At 70.4% G+C, this 21,951-nt stretch carries 12 protein-coding genes and 2 pseudogenes; 7 read left to right on the top strand and 7 right to left on the bottom strand.

The genetic code is table 11. The features are described from left to right. Positions 1-8 precede the first annotated feature (8 nt). Positions 9-527, top strand: coding sequence for a hypothetical protein (locus ACZ5XS_RS34195; protein WP_468657968.1), 519 nt, complete (start codon positions 9-11; stop codon positions 525-527). A 131-nt stretch (positions 528-658) separates the two neighbouring features. On the opposite strand, the gene ACZ5XS_RS34190 is transcribed toward ACZ5XS_RS34195, so the two are convergent. Together ACZ5XS_RS34190 and ACZ5XS_RS34185 are read right to left on the bottom strand one after the other, a co-directional pair. Next, positions 659-2,719 carry a glycoside hydrolase gene (locus ACZ5XS_RS34190; RefSeq protein ID WP_468657943.1) on the bottom strand — a complete coding sequence of 687 codons (2,061 nt, stop codon included), beginning with the start codon at positions 2,717-2,719 and terminating at the stop codon, positions 659-661. Positions 2,720-3,464: 745 nt separating this feature from the next. Next, positions 3,465-4,202: a hypothetical protein gene (locus ACZ5XS_RS34185; protein ID WP_468657941.1), complete on the bottom strand. Its 738-nt coding sequence runs from the start codon at positions 4,200-4,202 to the stop codon at positions 3,465-3,467. 209 nt (positions 4,203-4,411) lie between these two features. On the opposite strand from ACZ5XS_RS34185, the gene ACZ5XS_RS34180 reads away from it, so the two are divergent. Further along, a complete protein-coding gene (locus ACZ5XS_RS34180; protein WP_468657939.1) occupies positions 4,412-4,594 on the top strand; it encodes a hypothetical protein in 183 nt (60 codons plus the stop codon). Positions 4,595-4,601: 7 nt separating this feature from the next. On the opposite strand, the gene ACZ5XS_RS34175 is transcribed toward ACZ5XS_RS34180, so the two are convergent. The 3 genes and pseudogenes from ACZ5XS_RS34175 to ACZ5XS_RS34165 form a co-directional block, all read right to left on the bottom strand. Beyond that, positions 4,602-4,790 (bottom strand): hypothetical protein, encoded by a 189-nt coding sequence (locus tag ACZ5XS_RS34175; protein ID WP_468657937.1) that lies wholly within the window; start codon positions 4,788-4,790, stop codon positions 4,602-4,604. 230 nt (positions 4,791-5,020) lie between these two features. Further along, a pseudogene (locus ACZ5XS_RS34170) lies at positions 5,021-5,820 on the bottom strand (maleylpyruvate isomerase family mycothiol-dependent enzyme). Positions 5,821-6,144: 324 nt separating this feature from the next. Continuing rightward, complete coding sequence (locus ACZ5XS_RS34165) at positions 6,145-6,594, bottom strand: DUF2690 domain-containing protein (RefSeq protein ID WP_468657935.1); 450 nt, start codon at positions 6,592-6,594, stop codon at positions 6,145-6,147. A 268-nt stretch (positions 6,595-6,862) separates the two neighbouring features. On the opposite strand from ACZ5XS_RS34165, the gene ACZ5XS_RS34160 reads away from it, so the two are divergent. The 4 genes and pseudogenes from ACZ5XS_RS34160 to ACZ5XS_RS34145 all read left to right on the top strand — a co-directional run bounded on the left by ACZ5XS_RS34160 (position 6,863) and on the right by ACZ5XS_RS34145 (position 13,538). Next, positions 6,863-9,988 (top strand): AfsR/SARP family transcriptional regulator, encoded by a 3,126-nt coding sequence (locus ACZ5XS_RS34160; protein ID WP_468657934.1) that lies wholly within the window; start codon positions 6,863-6,865, stop codon positions 9,986-9,988. Between the two features lie 1,001 nt (positions 9,989-10,989). Further along, complete coding sequence (locus tag ACZ5XS_RS34155) at positions 10,990-11,589, top strand: lysozyme family protein (RefSeq protein WP_468657932.1); 600 nt, start codon at positions 10,990-10,992, stop codon at positions 11,587-11,589. Between the two features lie 225 nt (positions 11,590-11,814). Next, positions 11,815-12,551 (top strand): annotated as a pseudogene (locus tag ACZ5XS_RS34150) (dienelactone hydrolase family protein). A gap of 342 nt (positions 12,552-12,893) precedes the next feature. After that, entirely contained in the window at positions 12,894-13,538 is a 645-nt protein-coding gene (locus tag ACZ5XS_RS34145) for a dihydrofolate reductase family protein (protein WP_468657930.1), read from the top strand. 226 nt (positions 13,539-13,764) lie between these two features. On the opposite strand, the gene ACZ5XS_RS34140 is transcribed toward ACZ5XS_RS34145, so the two are convergent. Then, positions 13,765-16,215 carry a SpoIIE family protein phosphatase gene (locus ACZ5XS_RS34140; RefSeq protein ID WP_468657928.1) on the bottom strand — a complete coding sequence of 817 codons (2,451 nt, stop codon included), beginning with the start codon at positions 16,213-16,215 and terminating at the stop codon, positions 13,765-13,767. A 60-nt stretch (positions 16,216-16,275) separates the two neighbouring features. After that, positions 16,276-18,303: a SpoIIE family protein phosphatase gene (locus ACZ5XS_RS34135; protein ID WP_468657966.1), complete on the bottom strand. Its 2,028-nt coding sequence runs from the start codon at positions 18,301-18,303 to the stop codon at positions 16,276-16,278. Between the two features lie 465 nt (positions 18,304-18,768). Here ACZ5XS_RS34135 and ACZ5XS_RS34130 point away from each other — a divergent pair, with 465 nt between their 5' ends. After that, positions 18,769-21,486 (top strand): SpoIIE family protein phosphatase, encoded by a 2,718-nt coding sequence (locus tag ACZ5XS_RS34130; RefSeq protein WP_468657965.1) that lies wholly within the window; start codon positions 18,769-18,771, stop codon positions 21,484-21,486. The last annotated feature ends 465 nt before the right edge of the window (positions 21,487-21,951 follow it).

Raw genomic sequence — 21,951 nt, 5'->3', positions numbered from 1 at the left:
GGAACGCCTTGCCACGGCCGGGGCGTTCGACGGCTTCGGCGAGCACCGCCGCACCGCCCTGTGGACGGCTGGCGCCTTCCCCCGCAGCCACCAGCTCCACCTACCCCCGGGCTCGGCGCCCTCGCACCCGCCCCCGACCTTCCCGCCATGACCCCGGCCGCACAGACGGCGCGGACCTGGCCACCACCGGCGCCGGCGCCACCACCCACCACATCGAGCACGTCCGCGCCTACCTGGAACAACACGGCGCCCTGCCCGCGGCCGCCGTACGCGCCCTGGCCGACCAGACCCGCATCCGGCTCGGCGGCCTCGCCAAATACCTGCAACGCCCACCCACCGCCAACGGCGTCGCCTTCGGCGCGCTCGAGGGTGAGACCGGCATGATCAACGTGGTGTTCGCGTCAGCGGCAGCTGTTGCCGCGGCCACTGCGTCGCGCAGCAACGTGGACCTGCAACTCCCCGGCGTGCCACGCACCGCCCGCCTGCTCGCACCCCTCACCCAGCCCCCTGAGTTCCAGCACGGCTGAACTTCTCGTGACAGCCTCCCCCAGATGGGACGACGCCCCCGAGACCCCGCCGCCGGGACACGGCGGCGAGGGGCGGGGGCGTCGTAGGTGAGGGGTGGAGAGTGGCCGGTGGGTGCCGGTGGGCGAGCGTGTTACTCGGTCTGCGCGGCGGCGGTCGTCACGTCCGTCACCTTCCAGCGCTGGTTGGTGCCGGAGTTCGCCAGCCATACGCCCACGCCGGCTCCCTCGTTCGTGGACTGGCCGTTGACGTCCGCGAGTCGGCCGGTGGCGGCGTTGACGAGGGTCCAGGTGCCGTCGCCGGTGGTGGACATGATCCACTGGGCGGCGCTGTCGGGGCGGCCTTCGGCGGGCTCTGCCACCAGGGCGCCGTCCCGGACGGCGAGCCGCTTGTCCTCGGCGGCCTCGCTGAAGGTGTACCGCTTGCGGTTGTCGGTGCCGGTGATCCGCTCCAGGCGCCACTGCTGACCGCTGGGGTCGGTGGAGTCGGCGCTCTTGATGACGAGGCCGGTGCCGTTGTCGGCGATGGTGAGGTCCTTGCCGCTCTGGACGCCGGTCAGCCGGTAGGTGTGGCCCTTGCGCAGCTCGGCCGCGTCCTTGGCGACGCCGGAGACTCCCTTGACGATGAAGGACGTCACCGACTGGGCGGGCACGGTGAGGGTCGCCTGCTTGCCGGTGACCCGGACGGGCCTCTGCTTCTCCAGCTTGCCGTCGGCGCTGGTCACCACCGGGGTGACGGTGGCGTGGGAGGAGATCCGGCCGAACTTCGACAGGTCGAGCGTGACATCGCGCGCATCGGTGGTGCTGTTGACGTGGACGACCGTCGCCGCGTTGCCCTTCTTGGAGATGGCCGCGGTGCTGGAGGTGTCGTCCGTCTTGATCAGCCGGTCGCCGGGCTTGATGTAGTGGGTGAAGTTGCGGGCCGTGTCGAACTTCGTGTTCGTGTAGATCGGGCAGGTCTTGAGGGTGTCCGCGGACGTGCAGCTGAACGGGAGCTGGATCTCGCCCCAGTTGCCGCCCTTCGCGGACTCACCGCCGGGCTTCATGTTGTCGTAGTCCTCGACGGGCTGCCAGAACACCCAGGCGCTGGGCTCCAGTTCACGCAGGTCGTCGACCATGCGCTGGGCCAGGCCCAGGCCGGGCCGCATGTCCGTGAAGCTCTGGCCGTCGCCCCAGTCGCCCTCGACCTCGCTCATCCACAGCGGCTTGTCCGCGGCCTTGGCCAGGTCGCGCACGGTGGTGCGCTGGCCGGTGCCATAGGTGTGAACGTTCATCTGGCCGACGAGGTCGCGGACCTCCTGGGGGTAGGAGTTCCAGTTGGTGGCGAACAGGCCCGGGTTGGTCTCGTCCATCGCGGAGATCTCCGCGTTCGTCCTGGACGCCTCCAGGGTCGGGGCCAGCGCGCGGATCACCTTCTGCTGGAGCTCGGGGCCGATGTGGGCCCCCTCCTGCCGGCCGCCGACGGGCTCGCCGTCCGCACCGAGCTTGGTGCCCCAGTAGCTGGTGTTCGGCTCGTTGAACGGGTCGAGCGTGTCGACCTTGATGCCGTGCGCCTTCTCCAGGCGCTCGGTGGCTCCCACCAGGTACTTGGCGAAGTCCTCCACGGACTCGGTCTTCAGCTGGTCCTTGCCCGCGTCGAAGTTGCCGGAGACGTACCCGCTCTCGGTCATGAACCACGGCGGCGAGTTGCTGAACGTCTCCCAGTGGGTGATGTCCTTCTTGATGCGGTCGATCCACCAACGCTGCGTCTTGTCGGCCTTCTTGTTCCAGTCCGCGGGGTCGTCGGCGTCCCACCAGTCGACGTCCTCGCGGGTGGTGCCGGCCGGAGCCTTCCACCAGCCCTCGACCGCGCCGCCGGCGCGCAGGTAGTCCTTGACGTCCGGGGCGTTGCCGCCGCCGATGTTGTAGCGGGCGATGTTGAGGGCGAGGCCGTCGTCCCCGAAGAGGAGCTGGGCCAGCTTCTCGCGTACCGCGGGCGGGTAGTCGCCGGTGGCGTTGGCGAACCAGACCAGGCTCGTGCCCCAGCCCTCGAACCTCTCCTGCTGGTAGGAGGGGTCGGGCCGGACGGTGACCGAGGCGGTGGCGGTCGGCTCCGCGGGCGCGGCCGGCACCGAGGTGGCGGCCAGGACGGTCCCGGTGGCGAGGGCTGTGATGCCGATGCCCAGGAGCCTTCTCCTACGGGTGGGGTGTGCCATCTCGAGTACTCCAGCTCTTCTGTGCGCCGCGCGTCCCGGCGGGACACAGAGATCGGGGCCTGCGTGGTGGGGGTAAGGGAGGCGGTATGTTTACGTAAACACTCAGTAGGCGTGATGTCTACACGGTGCGGATCTCGGCGGTCAAGGAGTCTGCAGGGACCGAAAGTTGCGTATCGAGCCACCGCGCGCGGTCACGCGACGCTCCGCCGTCGGACGCGGGCGAGGCCGGTCGGACGCGGGCGAGGCCGGTCGGACGCGGGCGAGGCCGGTCGGACGCGGGCGAGGTCCGTCGGACACGTGCATGTGCGAGTCCTCGGCATCGAAGGCCGCCACGTCACACCGGCCCTGCCCAGCCCCGTGGTGCCTCGCGTCCCTCGAGATCGCCTGTCTGCCCGGCCGGCCGCACGGCGTGTGTGCGGTCCCGGCCGCTGCTCGTCGAGTTTCCGCGAGTTGTCCGCGAACTCTCCCGGGATCGTCCGTGATCGGTCACGAACGCATTCTGAGGCGGCCGTCGCTCGTCCTGCCAGGTGGTCGCAGGTCGACCGAGGATCGGTGCGAACTGCGCGAAGGCGGGGCGGACATGGCACGGCACAGCGGCGGGCGAGGCCGGTACGGCAAGGTGGTCGTGGCGGCGCTGAGGTGACGGTGCTCACATGCTGGGACTTCTGGTCACGGAGATGCGGCAGGTGCCGGTACCAACGGGGTAGTTCGTCGCGCCTTGTGCGACCGCCGCTGATAGCTCCGTCTAGAGCGGGGAGTTGCTCTCAGCCTGCACCCTGCTCTCGATCGACTTACCGCCGCCAACGCAGTCGTCGAGGAACTTCGAGAGTTGTTCAAGTGCCGCAAGCAGGCGTTCCGTTCGCTGCGTCTTCTCACCACGTGCGGTGTCCAGGTAGAACACGATCAACCGGTCGATCCATACTCGCCACTCTGGGTCCTGGAGTTTCTCGCAGAACTCGCGGTAGGTCAGAAGACGCTCGTCGCCACGGACCCATACCGACTCGCCGATACTCGGCTGTGTCACGTAGTAGACACCGCCGTTGACGAGGAAGCCTCGTTGCACGCGCAGCAGCAGCGCCGCGAGGCGGGTGTCGTCCATCGCGGACAAACGAAGGTAGGGGAAATCCTCCCGAACTTGCTTGAGCTGGGCAAACAGGCAGGACGTCAGGTAAACCGACGACATCAGCGCACAACCGGGTCCGGTGAACCAAGCGGCGTCCTTCGTGGACACGTCTGCCGGCTCCTCGATGACCAGCATCCCGGCGTCCGGTCCACGGGTCGAGGTGTGGTTTCGTATCCTCGAAAGCCTGAAGTGGTTTTCCACCAAGTGCAACCGGAGCGGGTTCAGGTACTTTGCATTCAATTCCTGACGCTGTCCATGCATCTCCCTGCGCCGCTGCTGACGTTCACTCAGAAAGATCGAGCACACCGTCACTACGACCGAAGTCGCTGCCGCTGCCAGAGCTGCCAGGGCGGTGTTCACAGGTTAACCTCAGACATGCCCGACACCCCCAGTTGGCTGCCCCGGACTGGGCAGAGAGTCTCTCCTGACAGGTCAGGTTTCCACAATTGCCCTCAGCCGGAGGGCAACTTGAGCCGAACGACCCCGCAACGAGCCCGCAGATCGTTGGGGAGCGGCGGGCTCCGCAGCGTCTAGCGCCACCGACGCACCCAGCAACGGAGGCGGTGCCCATGAGGGCACCCACACCCGCCGGGCCCACAGAACAAGGACGCGGACTCCAGCCGCCCGCCTTCGGCCGGCCTTCCTCGGCGCTGATCGCCCGAGCCGACCACAGCTACGCCCGCTTCTTCGCCACCACTGTCCCCGCCGATCCGAGGGACGGCGACCAGGACGACGCGGCGAGGCAGCGATGAGCGGAGCTCACACCGTGCTCCACGACCCCACGGCCTGATCGACGCCGAACTCCCGCTGGGCCTCGCTCCGTACCAAGCGCTCGTCTCCGCCGTTCTCGCGTGGCAGAACCCGAACCTCACGACCGGCGACTTCGAGCAGGTCGCCCTCCAACTGACCGGGCACGCCCGCGCGGTCGCCGCCGACGTCCAGCGCCACGCCGCAGCCCTGCCGAAGAACGACGGCCCCGGCTCGCCGAAGTCATCCTCCGCGAAGCCACCGGACGCCTCTCCCAGCCGATACAGGGCACCGCACGCTGCGCCCAGAACCGCGCCCGTCCTGGCCCATCGACGCGATCTCGACCTCGTGGCCGTCCGCGCCCTCTGCGGCCGGGGCGTGGCGAGGATGCGCGCAGTGGCGGTCAGGTAGAGCCGGAAGCCCGCTACGTCCTACTCCTCCGGCTCCCAGACGCGGAGCAGGTCGAGCAGCCCTGCGTCTCCGCCAACGTGCAAGGAGTCGGCCGGGATACGGTCGTACAAGTAGAGGACCAACTCGCTGGCCGTGCCATGGATGGAGGCGCCGACTGCGTCCGAGTCCTCGCCGGTCGCGGCTATGGGCGCGGGGATGCGGGTGGAGCGTGCGCCGTCGCCGTCGACCGTGAGGCGCCAGGAGGGGCCCTCGGCGGCGTGGAAGTCGAAGGCCGTGGGCTTGTGCGGCCATGCGCTGGGCGTCGCGACGCAAGTGAACAGGAACTCCTCGACACCGTCGAGGGCGACTTCGGCCGGCAGCGGCTGCGGGGCGCCCGCGACGAGCTGGGCGTCGTAGGTGTGCACCGCAGTCTCCTGGGCCCGGTGCCGGGCGACTCCGCCGGAGGTCCGCGGCGTCTGCAGGGCACTCCACCACGCCCCCAGCAGCCGGCGTCCGGTCCTGCCTCGCGCAGGGCGCTCAGCAGAAGCTGCGTCGACGCGGCCAGCCAGGCCAGCATGGCCTCACGCTCCCGCGGCACTTCAAGAGCGGCGCGCTCAGCGGTGGCCTCGGCCGGGGGAGCGTCGGCAGGCCCCGCGCCGACGATTTCGGCCCAGAAACGGTCTCCCCCACCCAGGTGCTTCACCAGATCGAACAGCGTCCACTGGGGGCAGGTCGGCACCTGCGCGTCGAGACTGGGCGCGGCGGCGACCGCGGCGCGGAAGGCAGTCGACCGTTCATCGATCAGTCGCAGCAGGTCAGGGAACTCAAGACTCTTATCCACCCCGGATGTCTAGCACCGTGCTCCGGTGATCGGACAGCGATTTCCACAGTCGCCGCCGGTTGACCATTGCGGACCTCGTCCTCGCCTCCCACCGCTCGGGTGACAAGCTGCGCACTGCTGCGAGGCGGACGGCGCCGGGGCCTGTCCGCGGAGTCGGGCTGATCCGCAGGGCGCAGTACACGTCTGGCGGGCGAGGCGGGTGACGGCCGGGGTTGCGTCGTGGTCCACCACGCGGAGTGACTCGTCTCGTGACGGTCAGCCAGAACGACGGGGGCAGGGCCCGCCGCGTGCGTCGCGGCGGGCCCCTGCCGGGGTCGGTGCGTGTCAGTAGCTCGACGTGCGACCGTTGTAGGTCTGCGCGCCGCTGTCCCACTCGCCCTTGGCGTACGAGGTCACGTTGATGTCGTTGACCATCCGGGTGTAGCAGCTCGTGGCGCCGCGCTGCACGGCGCAGGTGTACTCGCGCCCGTCGGAGTTGCGGTGGACGGTCGCGAACGGGGTGAACTGGCCGTTTCCGTAGCTCGCGTTCGAGATGCGCGCCCACGCCGCCCGGCAGCTCGGGCTGTAGCGCAGCTCCAGGTACGCCTGGCCGAGCCGCACCCCGCCTACGGGGGACGTCGCGTCGTCTGCGCAGTAGGTGTTGGGGTCCTTGCCCTCGCAGGACGAGCCGTAGCAGCCCGCGGTCGGGGCCGCACTCGCGGGGGCGGCGACGGCGGTGCCCGCCCCGGCCATCAACAGGACGGACGCGGCCGCGGCCCAGCGCCGAAGATTCATGTTCTGTCTCCTCTTGGGGGTGTATCTGCGTCCAGGTCGACCCGGGCCCCTGCCGAACCCCGTACGGCAGGGGACCCGGCGGCCGCCGATGTGACGCGCCGTCAGGGTGCTGTGCCGTGAGGCTGGTTCGTGCGGCGGAACGCCTGACGACCTGCGCCGTGAGGATCTACGGTGGACCTTGCGAAAACCTTGTGACGTCCGGCGTGGTGCCGACCGGTCACGGAGGTGGCGGATCGATCGGAGTACCTGTGGAAGCGCGGCGTCAACGGTGAGACTGCACTTGCTCGGCCCCCTGGAGCTGTGGGCCGGGGGGCGGCTGCGCGAGGTGGGGCAGCCGCGCCGGCGGGCGGTCCTCGCGGCGCTGGCGACGGACGCCGGGCGTCCCGTCCCCGTGGACACCCTGATCGACCGCGTGTGGGACGCCGATCCGCCCGACGGGGCCAGGTCGGTCCTGTACGCGCACATCAGCCGGCTGCGACGGCTCCTGGAGGACGCCGCGTCGACCGAATCAGAAGGCGACCCGCGGGACGGGGAGGGCGCGGCGCTCCGTATCGTCAGGACCTCCGGCGGCTACGTCCTGGAAGCGGACGAGAACGCCGTCGACCTGCTGCTTTTCCGCGCGCTCGTCGCCCGGGGCCGGGCGTGCCCCGCCGAGGCCGAGCGGGCCCGTGTGCTGGAGGAGGCGCTGCGGCTGTGGCGGGGTGTGCCGCTGCCGGAGCAGGCTGGGGTGTGGGCCGAGCGCATGCGGACCGCGTGGACCGACGAGCGGATCGAGGCGGCGCTCGACTGGGCCGGGGCCCTCCTGCACGAGGGGAGGCCGCAGGACGTGCCCGCCCTGCTCCGCCCCCTGGCGGCCGAGCACCCCCTGTCCGAACCTCTGGCCATGATGCTCATCCGCGCCCTGGGCGAGGCCGGGCGGAAGGCGGAGGCGGTGCACGCCTACACCGGGATCCGGCAGCAGCTGGCCGACGAACTCGGTGTGCCTCCGGGGCGTGAACTCCGGGCCATGTACGAGAGGGTGCTGAGCGAGAGCGATGACGGGCAGCCGTCCGCCGAACCGCGCCCCGCGCCCGCCCCGGCCGCCGCCCCCGTGCCAATCCCAGCCCAACTCCCCATGGACGTCTGTCCCTTCACCGGCCGTGACGAGCAACTCGTCGAACTGACAGGGCATCTGCTCGCCGGGCAGGACGTCCGCCGGACTGCGGCGGTGATCGTCTCCGCCGTCTCCGGCACCGCGGGCGTCGGCAAGACCGCGCTGGCCGTCCACTGGGCGCACCGGATGCGTGACGCCTTTCCCGACGGGCAGCTCTACGTCGATCTGCGGGGCTACGACCCGGAGGAGCCGGTGTCCGCGGCCCAGGCCCTCGCCGGGTTCCTCACCGCGCTCGGCGTCCCCGGGCCGGAGATCCCGCGGCGGCTCGAGGAGCGGGCGGCGCGCTACCGGACGGCCGTCGACGGACGGCGGCTGCTCGTCCTCCTCGACAACGCGGCCTCCGCCGCCCAGGTCAGACCGCTGCTGCCGGGCGGCCCGGACTGCCGGGTGCTGATCACGAGCCGGGACGCGCTGGCGTCGCTGGTGTCGGTGCATGGAGCGCACCGGGTGATCCTAGACGCGCTGTCCCCCGACGACGCGACGGCGCTGCTGCGTGCGCTGATCGGGCCGCGCGTGGACGCCGAGCAGGCCGAGGCCGCGGCCTTGGCGGAGCAGTGCGGGCGGCTGCCGCTGGCCCTGCGGGTGGCGGCGGAGCTGGTGCTGTCGCGTCCCGCCGAGTCGCTGGCCGGCCTGGTCGCCGAACTGCGGGACCGCCGACGGCGGCTCGACCTGCTGGACGGCGACGGAGATCCGCGGGCCGCGGTGCGCGCCGTGTTCTCCTGGTCCTACGACCGTCTCCCTGAGCTGCCCGCCCGGCTGTTCCGGCTGCTGGGCCTGCATCCCGGTCCCGACGTCGACGTCCACTCCGCCGCCGCCCTGGCCGGCGAGTCCGCCGACCGCGCCCGGCGTGCGCTCGACGTGCTGGCCGGCGCGCACCTGGTGCAGCGGACCGGTCCCGGCCGGCACGGCATGCACGACCTGCTGCGCGCCTACGCCGGGGAGCTGGCCGCCCGGCACGACCCGGCGCAGCACCGGTACGACGCCATGGCCCGGCTGCTCGACCACTGCCTGGCGGCGTCCGCGGCGGCCATGGACCTGCTCTACCCGGCCGAACGGCATCTGCGCCCCACCGCCGAGCTGCCGGCCACCGGACTGCCGCCGCTGCGGACGGCCGAGGAGTGCCGCGCCTGGCTGGCCGCCGCCCAGCCCACCCTGGTGGCGCTGTGCTCGCGGACCGAGGAGCCCGGCCCGTCCGGGCACACCGTGCGCCTCGCCACCACCCTCCACCGGCACTACGAGCGGTCCGGGCACTACGCCGACGCCCTGGCCGTCCACACCCACGCGCTGCGGGCGGCCCGCTCGGCCGGCGACGCCCGCGGCGAGGCCGACGTGCTGGTCTGTCTGGGGGCGGTGCACCGGCGGCTCGGCGACTACGACAGCGCGCAACGACACCACGACACAGCGCTCGCGCTGTGCCGGCGCGTCGGGTACCAGACCGGCGAGGCCCGGCACCTGACCAACGTCGGCGTGCTGCACGAACTGCGCGGGCAGTACCGGGAGGCCGCCGAGCACCACGAGCGGGCGGTCGGGCTGTTCCGCGCGGCGGGCGACGCGCACGGCGAGGCGGACGTGCTGAACAACCTGGGCATCGTGCACGAGTTGCTGGAGGACTACCAGGCGTCGATCAAGAAGTACCGCCGAGCACTGGAGCTCTACCGCTCGACGGGCCACACGCTGGGCGAGGCCAGCGCGCTCGGCAACCTGGGCATCGTCGTGGCCCGGCTGGGCGACCACCCGGCCGCGGCCGGGTACTTCGAGCGCGCGCTGACCCTGTTCCGACGGCTCGGTAACACCGGCGGGGAGGGGCACGCGCTGTCCAACCTGGGCAACGCGCTGCACGGTCTCGGCCGGTACGACGAGGCGGCCGCGCACCAGCGCCGGGCCCTGGACCTCTTCCGCCGGACCGGTGAGCGCTACGGCGAGGCCGGCGCCCTCAACGGCCTGGGCGAGGCGTTGCACGGAACCGGACGGCCCAGCGAGGCCCTCGACGCGCACGCCTCAGCGCTGGACACGGCGTCGGTGATCGAGGAACGGGAGGAACAGGCGCGCGCCCACCTCGGCATGGCCCTGGTCCGGCAGGCGCTGCGGGACCAGCAGCGGGCCGCGCACCACCTCCGGGCGGCGCTGGCGCTGTACACGGCGCTCGACTCGCCCCGCGTCGACGAGGTGCGCAAGGCTCTCCTGCTGCTGGACACACCGGCCCAGACGGCCGAGGCAACCGGGGCGGAGGAGGAGAGCTGACGGAGTGGTGCGTCATGAGTGGCACGTTCGGTATACGCCTTGTTGATTTCGGGATCGTAAGGTCGGGGTTTATCAACGGTCTTCCCGTGGGCCGTGGGCCGTGGGCCGTGGGCCGTGGGCCGTGCGCAGGCGGCAGCCGAATGCCACCGGCCCGGCGACCGCGCCGCCGATCCGCCACGCCGCCGCCGGCACCCCGTTCCTTCCGGCCGACAGCTTGGAGACTCCTGTCCCCAGGACGGCAACGCCCGCGCCAGGACGTCTTCCTCGACGCCGCGCAGGCCTGCCAGGAGCTGCCGTCCGGCTGCGTTCAGCAGCACCGATCCCCACCTCCACTCTCTCGACGGACGCGAGCTGCTCGGCCCGGACGAGGCAGATGACCTGGCCGACGGCCTTCACCCCACCGCCGCCGCATCCCGCCGAATGGGCAAGGGCTTTGCAGCCCACGCCTTCACGACCGACGGTCCTTTCTCCTGAGTGGGCTGGGCTCCACACCCTGCATCAGGTGTGGAGTTTCAGCGAACGCATGGTCCTTCGACCCCTTCCCGCAGTGGCCCGTGATCCGCTTGCCCGAGGCCCGGCTTCTGGTCCTCGATCCCCGCCACCTGGTCAGCCGGACTTTCGGGTGGCTGCCGATCTGAGACATCGAGTGCCAGCCGCCGGGGCGCACCAAGCCCACCGGCCACCGCAAGATGGCTGCCCGGGCCGAACAGACCCCGCACCACGTTCGGTGATCGTTGTGTGCGACGACGCTTGGACGAGCTGCCTGTGTCTGGGGCAGGGCATGACGGTGGGCGGGCTGGCGCGCCTGTCTTCGAGTGCCGTTGGCGGATGAGTTCGCCTGTGGGTCAAGTTCCGGCGTGGGTAAGCGACTTCGGGATGGGGATGCGGATCGGCGGTCCGATGTGCTGGATTGAGGCCGGTCTGCGCGGGCACGCGCACCTCGGAATGGCAGACGTCCTGCTGTTCAGGCGAGGCAGGCGGCAGGGGAGAGGTGAGTGGGGATGGCCGAGCGGTCGACGGCGGCGTCGAAGCAACGGTCGCAACCGGTGGACCGCGTTGGCGTTCGGACGCCACCGTTGCGGCCCGGTGGCTACGATCCGGCCGACTACGCCGCGTATGTGGTGCGCAGCGCGGAGGAGGCCGCAGTGTCGCCCCTGCTTGTGATGACCGTGCTCCACAATGAGGCGTACAAGCCGCACCATCCGCTGCTGGAGCGGCTGTGGCAGTGGTGGAAGCCCGGGGCGGCCTTCGGAGTGGCCAACATGCACCGTGCGGCGTTCGAGCGGGTTCGGCGAACGCACGGCCTGTCGGAGCGGTGGCAAGACCTTCGCGACGATCCCGCATTCGCCATCCAAGCGGCGGCCTTGCACCTGAAGGACCTCGACCGGAGCCTTCCACAGCGGCACGTGCGCCGCTATACCCGCGACGAACTCCTCGCCTTGGGCTACAACGCGGGCGAACGCAACATGCGAGCCTTCGCGAGGGGGGTCCCGCCGGGCCCTCTGGCACGGTCGTACCTGCGCCGTTTCCGTGCGTACCGGAACCGGGCCGCCGAGGCCCTGGCGGACCGCGGCAGGCCGGGCGAAGCCGTGGCTGGTTGAGCTGTCGCGGTCGTGGATGGTTTCGATCTTGCCGAGCCAGTGCTTCGCCCGGTCGTCCACGATGTCGTCTCATGCTCCAAGAGAAGTTGTCCGATTCACCGGGTGACGGGAGGCACCGCTCCTGCGCGAGCATCAGGGCCCGCTCTTATCGCTGTTCGGCGCACCAGCCGGCTACCTGTCGGCGAGGGCTGGCCGCATGATCCGCACAGCGTACGGATCGGTCTCATGACGGCGATTACGACGCGTACGGTCGAGTATCCGGCCGACGGTTTGACGATGATCGGGCACCTCGCGCTCCCGGCCGGTGCCGACCGCCGGCCCGCGGTGCTGCTCGGACCAGAGGGCATGGGGCTCAGCGACGTCGAGCGCCGCCGGGCCGATGCTCTCGCCGAGCTGGGATACGTAGCGCTGGCCTTCGACCTTCACGGCGGGCGCTATCTGGGCGACCCCGAGGAGATGCTGGCCCGTTGCCTGCCGCTGCTCGCTGATCCCGACCGGATGCGGGGCATCGGCCATGCGGCGCTCGACGTGTTGCGCACCGAATCGCGGGCCGACCCCGACCGGATCGCCGCCATCGGCTACGGCACCGGAGGCGCCGTCGGGCTGGAACTCGGGCGCGACGGCGTCAACCTGCGCGCGATCGGGACAGTCAACGCAACTACCACGGGCCGACCGGGCGAGGCAGCGCGCATTCGCTGCCCGGTGTGGGCCGGCGTCGGATCGGAAGACCCGATCATGGCGCCCGCACAACGGAACGCGTTCGCCGCCGAGATGCAGGCCGCGGGCGTCGACTGGCGCCCGCGGTCTACGGCGGCGCCTTGCACGCCTTCCACCACCCGCCGGTCGGCCACCCCACGGTCCCCGGCGTCGGCTACCACCCACAGCACGCGCAGCGAGCCTGGCGCGACGTCGTCGACCTGCTCGCCGAGTGCCTGCCCGTGACGGAAGATCTGCGGGCATGACCCCGGCGAACAGCCTGGCGCCCGGATTTACTGCGACGGAGCCCCTGCCGTGATCCTCGCGACCTGCGGCGGTCCGTTCCGGCCGCCAGGGCGAGGTCTACGCATTTACTGCGGCTCACTGGGCTGACCACGTGCGAAGTCACATCAAGATCAACTCATTGCCCCTTTGGCGCGTATCTCGGCTGGACCCCTTGGAAGGGCGGTGACGTCCGTTGCGACGCATGTGTGACGCGCCTTGGAAAAAAGCGGCGGGCTGCTGTCGATCCGGCCACGTCCCGTTCGACGTCATGATGTGCGGCGCCTCGCCACACGATGATGCGACAGGACCTGACGAGGAAACACGTGGATCAACTGCTGAGAGTCATGAACTTCAACGTCTCGAGTGACGGAATCGGTGCCGGTGAGCACCAGAGTCTCGAGCGGCCGTTCGGCCACGACCATCCCGAGAGGCTGTTCGCCTGGGCCGGAGCCACGGCGAGCTGGCCCATGCGCACGGATGCCGGGGGGAGCCGGGGCCTCGACGACTACTTCACGCGAGACTTCGCACGCGACATCGGTGCCGAGATCATGGGCCGCAACAAGTTCGGGCCCCAGCGCGGGCCCTGGAATGACCATGAGTGGCGCGGCTGGTGGGGGGAGGAGCCCCCGTTCCGCACCCCGGTGTTCGTCATGACTCACCACAAGCGTCCGTCGTTCACGCTCTCCGACACCACGTTCCACTTCGTCGACGGCGACCCGGCCACGGTCCTCGCACGGGCACGGGAAGCGGCGCAGGGCAAGGACGTCCGGCTCGGCGGCGGTGTCATCACCATCCGGCAGTTCCTTGATGCTGACCTCGTCGACACCATGCATGTGGCGGTCTCGCCGGTAAAGCTCGGGTCCGGACTACGCCTGTGGGAGTCCCCCGATGAACTGCTCGACCGGTTCCACCTGGAGGTCGTACCCAGCCCGAGCGGCGTGACGCATCACCTGTTCTGGCGAAGGTGACGCGAGGGCCCACTCGAGTTCAGGCTGCGACGGCGAGGGGGCGTCCGCCCCAGCGGGCCGAAGTGGGCTTCGATCGAGTTGGCCCAGGAGGCATTGTGGCGCACCTCACGCCGGGGTCGGCCGCCCTGGTCACCGTCGGCGTTCCCTTCCAGTCGCGCCGGAGGACATCGCGGGTGCGGAGGAGCAGAGCGGAGGGAAAGCCTACGGTGGGCTGGCGTTGCCCCTCTCACCGCGCCGACGCGGAGGACAACAGTTGTTCGGTCCAGATGGTCTTGCCCTCGCGCGTGTACCGGGTGCCCCACCGCTCGGTGAGCTGGGCCACCAGGAAGAGGCCGCGGCCGCCCTCATCGGTGCTGCGGGCTCTGCGGAGGTGCGGGGAGGTACTGCTGGTGTCGGACACCTCGCAGATGAGGTGGTGGTGATCACGGATGAAACGCAGGGTGATCGGCCCGCCGCCGTACCGGTAGGCGTTGGTGACCAACTCGCTGACGATCAACTCGGTGGTGAAGTCCATCTCCTCCAGTTCCCACTCGGCCAGTTGGGATTCCGTCAGCGCCCGGGCGCCTGCAGCAGCCGTGGCCTGCACGGGCAATTCCCACGTCACGACGTTCGCCGCCGCCAGGACGCGGGTACGGGCGATGAGCAGCGCCACGTCGTCGGCGACCTCGTCGGTGGCGCGGTCCCGCAGCAGTGCGCCCTCCACCGCCTCGCACGTCTCCTCCAAGGAGCGGGCGGGTGCGGTCAAGGCCCCGCACAGATCTGCCAGGCTCTCTTCGACGTCCCGCTTGCGGGCATGGATGAGGCCGTCGGTGTAGAGGGTCAGCAGGCTGCCTTCGGGCAGCGTCAGCTCGGCGGCCTCGAACGGCAGTCCGCCCAGACCCAGCGGCGGTCCTGCCGGTATGTCAGGCAGGTGGACCTGTCCGGCCGGACTCACCACGGCGGGCGGCGGGTGGCCGGCGCGGGCCAGCGCGCAGCGCCGTGAGACCGGGTCGTAGACGGCGTACAGGCAGGTGGCGCCCACTATTTGGGGGGATTGCTCGCTGGTCGGCTCCTGCTCCTCGGCCAGGCGGTCCACGAGATCGTCGAGGTGAGCGAGGACCTCGTCCGGGGTGAGGTCGAGGTTGGCCAGGGTGTGTACGGCGGTGCGCAGCCGGCCCATGGTTGCCGCCGCGTGGATGCCGTGGCCGACCACGTCGCCGACGACGAGGGCCACGCGGAGCCCCGAGAGCGGGATGACGTCGAACCAGTCACCCCCGACGCCTGACGCGGCGTCGGCCGGCAGATAGCGGTGGGCGATCTCGACCGCCAGGTGCCTCGGAACCTCGTGCGGCAGCAGGCTGTGCTGCAGGGTGAGCGCCGCTTGGTACTGCTGGGTGTAGCGGCGTGCGTTGTCGATGCAGACGGCGGCCCGGGAGGCGAACTCCTCGGCGACCCTGAGGTCGTCTTCTTCGAACGGATCGAGCTGCCGCCAGCGCCACAGACTGAGCAGGCCGAGCACGAGGCCCCGCGCGACCAGCGGAACCACCATGAGCGAATGGGTGCCCAAGCTGAGGGCGCGCTCGGCCCGCTCCGGGTCCAGGGCGAGCCACGCGGAGGACCTTTGCAGCTGCGCTTCCAGGATGGGTCGCCGCTCGGCCAGGCACCGCGCCTGGACGCTGTCCGGCGGGACGTCGATGGTGTGGCCCACGGGATACATCACGTCCGTGTCGGACGGCAGGGGGCTGCGGACTGCCGTCCTGCGCAGGGTCCCCAGCGTCTGCTGCCCGGGTTCCTCGCCGTGGATCACCGGCTCCAGGAGGTCCACGGAGACGCAGTCGGCGAGGTCAGGGGCAGCCACATCGGCCAGTTCACGTGCGGTCCTGGCCACATCGAGCGTGGTCCCGATGCGGGCACCGGCCTCATTGAGGAGGGCGAGCCGACGACGGGCCCGATAGCGATCCGTCACATCCTCGACCGTCTGTGTCACCCCGAGGATCCGCCCAGAGGGGTCCTGCAGACGGAACGCCGAGATTGACACGATCAGTTCACGGCTGGGATCCCTCCTCAGGCGGCAGGGCTGCTCGGTGAAAATCGAGGACTGGCCCGTCTCCAGTACCTCCCGCAGTTGCCTCTCCACCGTGTCGGTGTCCTGCTGGATCAGGAAGTCGCTGGTGCGGAGGCCGCGATGCTGCTCGGGCGGTATCTGACTGAATCGTGATATCGCCCGGTTCACTCGCAGGATGCTCAGGTCCGGGGCGTGGACCGACAGACCGATCGGGGAGCGGCGGAACAACCCCTCCAGGACCGACCGGTCGGTGTTCCACCGGACAACCTCCTCGGCGGGTGCGCCGAGGAGAAACCATTCCCGGGAGAAGTCGCCCTTGATGATCGGCCGGGACCAGCACCCGAACTCCATGCGTCGGCCGTCGCGGTGCCGTACGGGCACGAGCCCGAACCACCCCTGGTCGCGGAGGCATGCCGCCACTGCTTCCATGACCACGTGGTAGTCGCTCGGGTCGACGAGGAAACCGATGGTCGACCGTCCGAGGGCTTCCTCGGACGGGTAGCCCAGCAACGCCTGAGCCCGCTCGCTCCAGCCGACGATCCTGCCCCCGTCGTCCAACACCACTGAGGCAGCGCGCTGCACCGCCAAAGGGTCCTCCTGCCCTTCGCTGAACGTCGTCACCGGTATCTCCATCGCTATTCACCTTCCGCCTCCGGCCGGCGCGGCGCGAGTGGGGCCGTTCGGGGCGGCTGTTCACCGTGTTCCCAGGACCGTTCTGGCGAGAAGCACCGCCACGTCATCCCGGACGGTGGAGGGCAGCACACGGCGCAGGATGTGCCCGCAGATCTCCTCCAGCGGATGGTCGAGATCCCGCAGCGCCTCGGCGAGCTCCCGCATGCCCTGGTCCAGGTCTCTGTCGCGGGCCTCGATGAGGCCGTCGGTGTACAGCACCAGCAGTCCGCCGACGGGCAGAGGGACCCACTCGGTCTGGAAGGTCCTTCCGCCCGCCCCCAGCGGCGTACCTGTGGAACCGTCGAGGAACGCGAGCGTTCCCCGGGCGTCGACCATCGCCGGCGGTGGATGTCCGGCCCTGGCGATCAGGCAGCCGCCGGCATCCGGGTCGTGGACCGCGTAGATGCAGGTGGCCATTTCGTTCTCGCCGAGGTCGGCCACGGCGGCATCCAGGGACATGAGCATCTCAGCCGGTGGAATCTCGTGGCGTGCCAGCGTCCGTACCGCTGTGCGCAGTTGTCCCATGACGGCCGCGGCGTGGATTCCGTGCCCCATGACGTCACCGATGACCAGGCCGGTCCTGCCGTGCGGCAGGGTGATGACGTCGAACCAGTCGCCGCCGACCTCGTGGTCGCTGGCGGGGAGGTAGCGCCCGGTGAGTTCAAGGCCGGTCACTTGCGGGAGCGTGCTGTTCGTCAGGCTGCGCTGCAGGGTGAGGGCCGCGGCGCGCTGGCTTGTGTACATGAGGGCGTTGTCGATGTTGAGTGCCGCTCGGGCGACCAGCTCGTCGACGAGGACGCAGTCCTGGTCGTCGAACCTCTCGCGACTGCGGACACGCGTCACCACCACGGCGCCGAGCACCTTGCCCCTGGCGACCAGCGGGACCAGTCGTGCCGAGCCCAGACGGGTACTGAGGTACGCGCGCAGAGGCTCGGCGCTCGGATCGGTGATCAGCGCCGGGATGTCGGCCTGGTAGAGGTTCATCGGACGCCCGTCGATGATCACCCGCTCGTACACCGAGCCGATCGGAACCTGGAACGTCTCGCCCACCTGGAGCAGCGCGGTGGGGGCCGACGGTTCGGGAAACGCGGCCGCCAGCCGACGTACCACGCCGTGGGTGGACCCGGCGGCCTCGTCCGGTTCCAGTACTTCTTCCAGCAGCTGCACGTCGGCCGAGTCGGCCAGCCGGGGCACCAGTACGTGCACCACTTCTTCCGCGGTCTGCCGCAGGTCCAGTGTGGTCCCTATACGGGAGCCGGCATCCGCCAGCAGGGAGAAGCGCTGCCGCGCCCGGTCGGCCTCGACCTGCGCCCGCTGCCCCTCGGTGATGTCGATCAGGGAAGCGATCAGTCCCAGCCGCCGGCCGGTGCTGCCGACCAGTGGTGCGTACGAGCACGACCAGGTCCGGTCGTGATCCGGATCGGCAGGGGTGCGACCGGTGCGGCGGACGTCGACCACCGCCTCACCGCGCTCCAGGACCTGCCTCATCACCTCTTCCAGCATCGCGGCGTTGACCCCCGGTGCCACTTCGGCCAGCCGCTTGCCGATGTGCTCGGCCGCGGGGACTCCGTTCATCCGCGCCAGCGCGTCGTTGACCCGCAGAAAACGCAGGTCGGGGCCGAGCGTGGCCAGTCCGATCGGCGACTGGGTGAAAAGGGATTCCAGCACCGTCAGCGAATCCCGCATGGCCCGGACGCCGGACGTCTCCGCGGCGATGGTCAAGATGCCCGTTCCGCCCTGCGGGTCCTCGGCGGGACAAATCCACATCTCCATCGGTACGAGGTGCCCGTCGCGGTGCCGCACCGGCAGCGTTTCGAGCACGGCCTGGCCCGCCTGGACTCTCCGCGTCAGCTGGTCGGCACGCTCCCGGTCCGGCCCAGGGACCAAAATCCGGAATCCGTTCCGGCCCAGCAACTGGCCCGGCAGGTAGCCGAGCAGGTTCTGTGCGGCGCGCGACCATTCCACGATGCGCCCTTGCGTATCGGTCCTCCAGAGCAGGTCGCGCAGTTGCCCCGCATACCCAACCGTAGGCAGGGGCAGATCCGGCACATCACTTGTCGACTCGTGTGTGTCCACCACAGCGACCTAACCCCGGGGGCACAGGGGCCTGTTCGGGCCGTAGCATTCCGGGCGATTCGAGCGAGCGCTGCCGACGCGTCAGCGTCGTCGGGTAACGGCCTCTCGGGTGATCCATACGGGGCATTTACCACATAAGCGTATCTGAGGCGCCGGCGGCGGCCCAGCGATCCACTGCTTCTTCGCCCCCGGATGTGGGCGGCCTCGCCTCTTCTGGAGCGAGCGACGGCGGCATCGTGGCTTTGGCCCCGCCGTGGCCGGCGCTCGGTGACGGCGGGGGAATCCGGCAGTGGCACTTCCGTCATGCAACGGCATCGGGCCGGGCTCGCACGGTGGTGCTATGAAAGGTGTATGCGGGTATCTCTCGGACGATATCTGGCACCGTGGCGTCATCCGCGCGCGGAACGTTCGCCTGACCGTCGCGTCTCCTTGCTGAACATGCACAGTGCGGCCGGGCAGGTGTTCCTTCTGCAGGTCGTGATCGTGGTGCTGCTGGTCGTGACCGCGGTGACCGCCTTGGTGCTCCAGGCGGCACGTGACGCTCTGAGGGAGGGGCGAAGGGAGTCGGTCGTCGCGGCCCAGTCGTTCGCGAGTGCGCCCGGTGTTGTCGAGGCGTTCCGCAGCCGGGACCCCAGCGCGGTGCTGCAACCGCGGGCCGAGGAGGCGCGGAGGCGAGCGGGTGTGGATTTCGTCGTCGCCATCAGCACCGAGGGCATTCGTCACACGTATCCCTACCCGGAGGAGATCGGGAAGAGGTTCGTCGGCACCATCGCACCGGCGCTGGAAGGCCGCACCGTCGTCGAGCAGGCCGGCGGCCCGCCGTTGCCCGCGGGGGAGGGAACGGCTGTGCAGGCGGTGGTACCGGTGACCGACTCGCGCGGCACGGTGGTCGGCCTGATCTCGGCAGGGATCACGGTCAAGAACGTGTCGGGACTGTGGATGCCACAGGTGCCGATCATCGTCGGCGCCGGCGCGGCAGCGCTCGTGCTCAGCATGGTCGGGACGACCCTGGTGGCCCGGCGGTTGCGGCGCCAGACGCACGGTCTGGCCCCGGCGGAGCTGGCGCGGATGTACGAGCACCACGAGGCCGTCCTGCACGCGGTGCGGGAAGGGGTGCTGATCACCGACGCCGAGGGGCGACTGCTGCTGGCCAACGACGAGGCGCAGCAGTTGCTGGGACTGTCGGCACAGGCGCAGGGATGCCCGGTCCGGGAATTGGGACTGCCGGAGCCGATCACAAGCCTGCTCACGTCGTGGAAGGTGGTGACCGATGAGGTCCATCTCGTGGGCAACCGCTTGCTTTCGGTGAACAAGCGGCCAACGTTCCCGCACGCGGTCCGCGACGGCAGCGTGGTGACGTTGCGGGACACCACCGAGCTGGCCGCGGTCTCGGGGCGGGCGGAGGTGGCGCGGGATCGGCTGCAACTGCTGTACGAGGCAGGGGTGGGCATCGGAACGACGCTGGATGTGACGCGGACGGCGCAGGAACTGGCCGAAGTGGCCGTGCCGCAGTTCGCCGACATCGTCGCGGTGGATCTGCTGGACGCGGTGCTGCGAGGGTGGGAGCCGACGGCCGAGGGATGGCGCTACCTACGGCGGGCGGCGATCGGAGGCCAACTGCAGGGGATGCCCTTGTACCCACTCGGCGAAGTGATCGCTTTTCTGCCGGACACTCCGCAGATGTGGACGCTGCAACAGGGACGGGGCGTTCTGGAGGCGGACCTGGGAAAGGCGCGCGGCTGGCAGGAGCAGGACCCGGGTCGTGCGCGTGAGGCCTTGGACCGCGGGATGCATTCCCTGGTCACCGTGCCCTTGCAGGCGCGGGGTGTGCCTCTGGGCGTGGCGAATTTCTACCGGACGGGGGATTCCCCAGCGTTCGAGCCGGAGGATTTGTCCTTCGCGGAGGAGATGGCCGCGCGCGCGGCGGTGGCCATCGACAACGCTCGGAGATTCACCCGCGAGCACACGATGGCGGTCACGCTGCAGCGCAGCCTGCTGCCACGGGGGCAGCCGGACCAAGACGCACTCGAGGTGGCCTGGCGGTATCTCCCGGCGGAATCGGGGGTGGGCGGGGACTGGTTCGACATCATTCCGCTCCCCGGCGCACGGGTGGCGCTGGTGATGGGCGATGTCGTCGGTCATGGGCTGCACGCGGCGGCGACGATGGGACGACTGCGCACCGCGGTGCACAACTTCTCCGCTCTGGACCTCCCCGTGGACGAAGTGCTCGGACACCTGAACGACCTGGTCGTGCGCATGGACAAGGAGGAGAGCACCGACGGCGCCCCGGACCACCATGAGGGAGAGGGCGTAACAGGCGCAACCTGTCTGTACGCGATCTACGACCCGGTGGCGGGGACGTGCACCATGGCCCGCGCCGGACACCCCGACCCGGTGGTAGTGGGGCCGGACGGGTCCGTTGACTTCGCCGACGTGCAGGCCTCCGCCCCGCTCGGGCTTGGAGGCTACCCCTTCGAGACCGCCGAGATGTTCCTGCCAGAAGATTCACAACTGGTGCTGTACACCGACGGCCTCGTGGAGGACCGCACCCGCGACCTGGACGTAGGGCTGGATTCGCTGCGCCGGGCGCTGGACGGGGCCGCCGGGCGCACACCGGAGGAAGCGTGCCAGGCGGTGATCGACGCGTTGAGGCCCGCACACTCCTCCGACGACATCGCGCTGCTCGTGGCACGTACCCGACTGTGGCCGCCGCCCTCGCGCGTGGCCGAGTGGGACGTGCCGTCGGACCCCGCGGTGGTGCCCTCGGTGCGGGCACAGTGCAGGGAGAAGCTGGCGGAGTGGGACCTGGAAGACCTCGCGTTCACCACGGAGCTGATCATCAGCGAGTTGGTCACGAACGCGATCCGCTACGGATCGCCACCCGTCAAAGCGCGGCTGCTGTACGGACGCTGCCTGATCTGCGAGATTTCGGATGCCAGCGGCACCTCCCCGCATCTGCGGCGGGCGGCGACCACGGACGAAGGCGGGCGGGGGCTGTTCCTCGTGGCCCAGTTCGCACAGCGTTGGGGCACGCGGCACACGCCCCGAGGCAAGGTCATCTGGGCGGAACAGACTCTTCACGACGGCGTATCCGCACCAGCGTCCTCCACACAGGTCGACGTACTCCTCGAGCAGTTCGGTGATGCCGCCCTTTGAGGCCGGACGGCACCAGGTGCCCCAGGGGCGATCTGCCGTCCGTCTTCTTGTCCTGTCCCACGCCACGAGCCCGCTCACTGCGAGGGCGACCGCGATCGCGCCGCGTGCGACGTCCCTCGGCCGGCAGCGGCAGCAGGAGAGCGCGGTGACGACGGTGATCAGCGGCAGCAGGTGGTTCTCGATGTAGGGAAGAGAAGAGCCGAGGGTGTATCCGGCCAGGACGAGGCTCTGCGACCCGAGCAGGCTACCGACGCCCTGCCAGACGGTGACGGTCGGCGTGGGCACGCCGAGAGGGCACGCGCCGCTGGGTGCAGCACCGTCTGCGGGGATCGGGACGATGCGGCCGATCATGAGAGTCTTGCCGTAGCCAGGTGCTTCTCGGCCCGAGCCGCGGCCTCCGGCACACGGTGGTTCGAGACGCGGGCCTCAGGGTCCGCCCGCCGCCGTATCGCCCGATCAGGAGCC

The sequence above is a fragment of the Streptomyces sp. NPDC033131 genome, assembly GCF_055578365.1.
The sequence above is the reverse complement of the archived record's forward strand: the minus strand, read 5'-3'. Positions and strand labels throughout refer to the sequence as shown.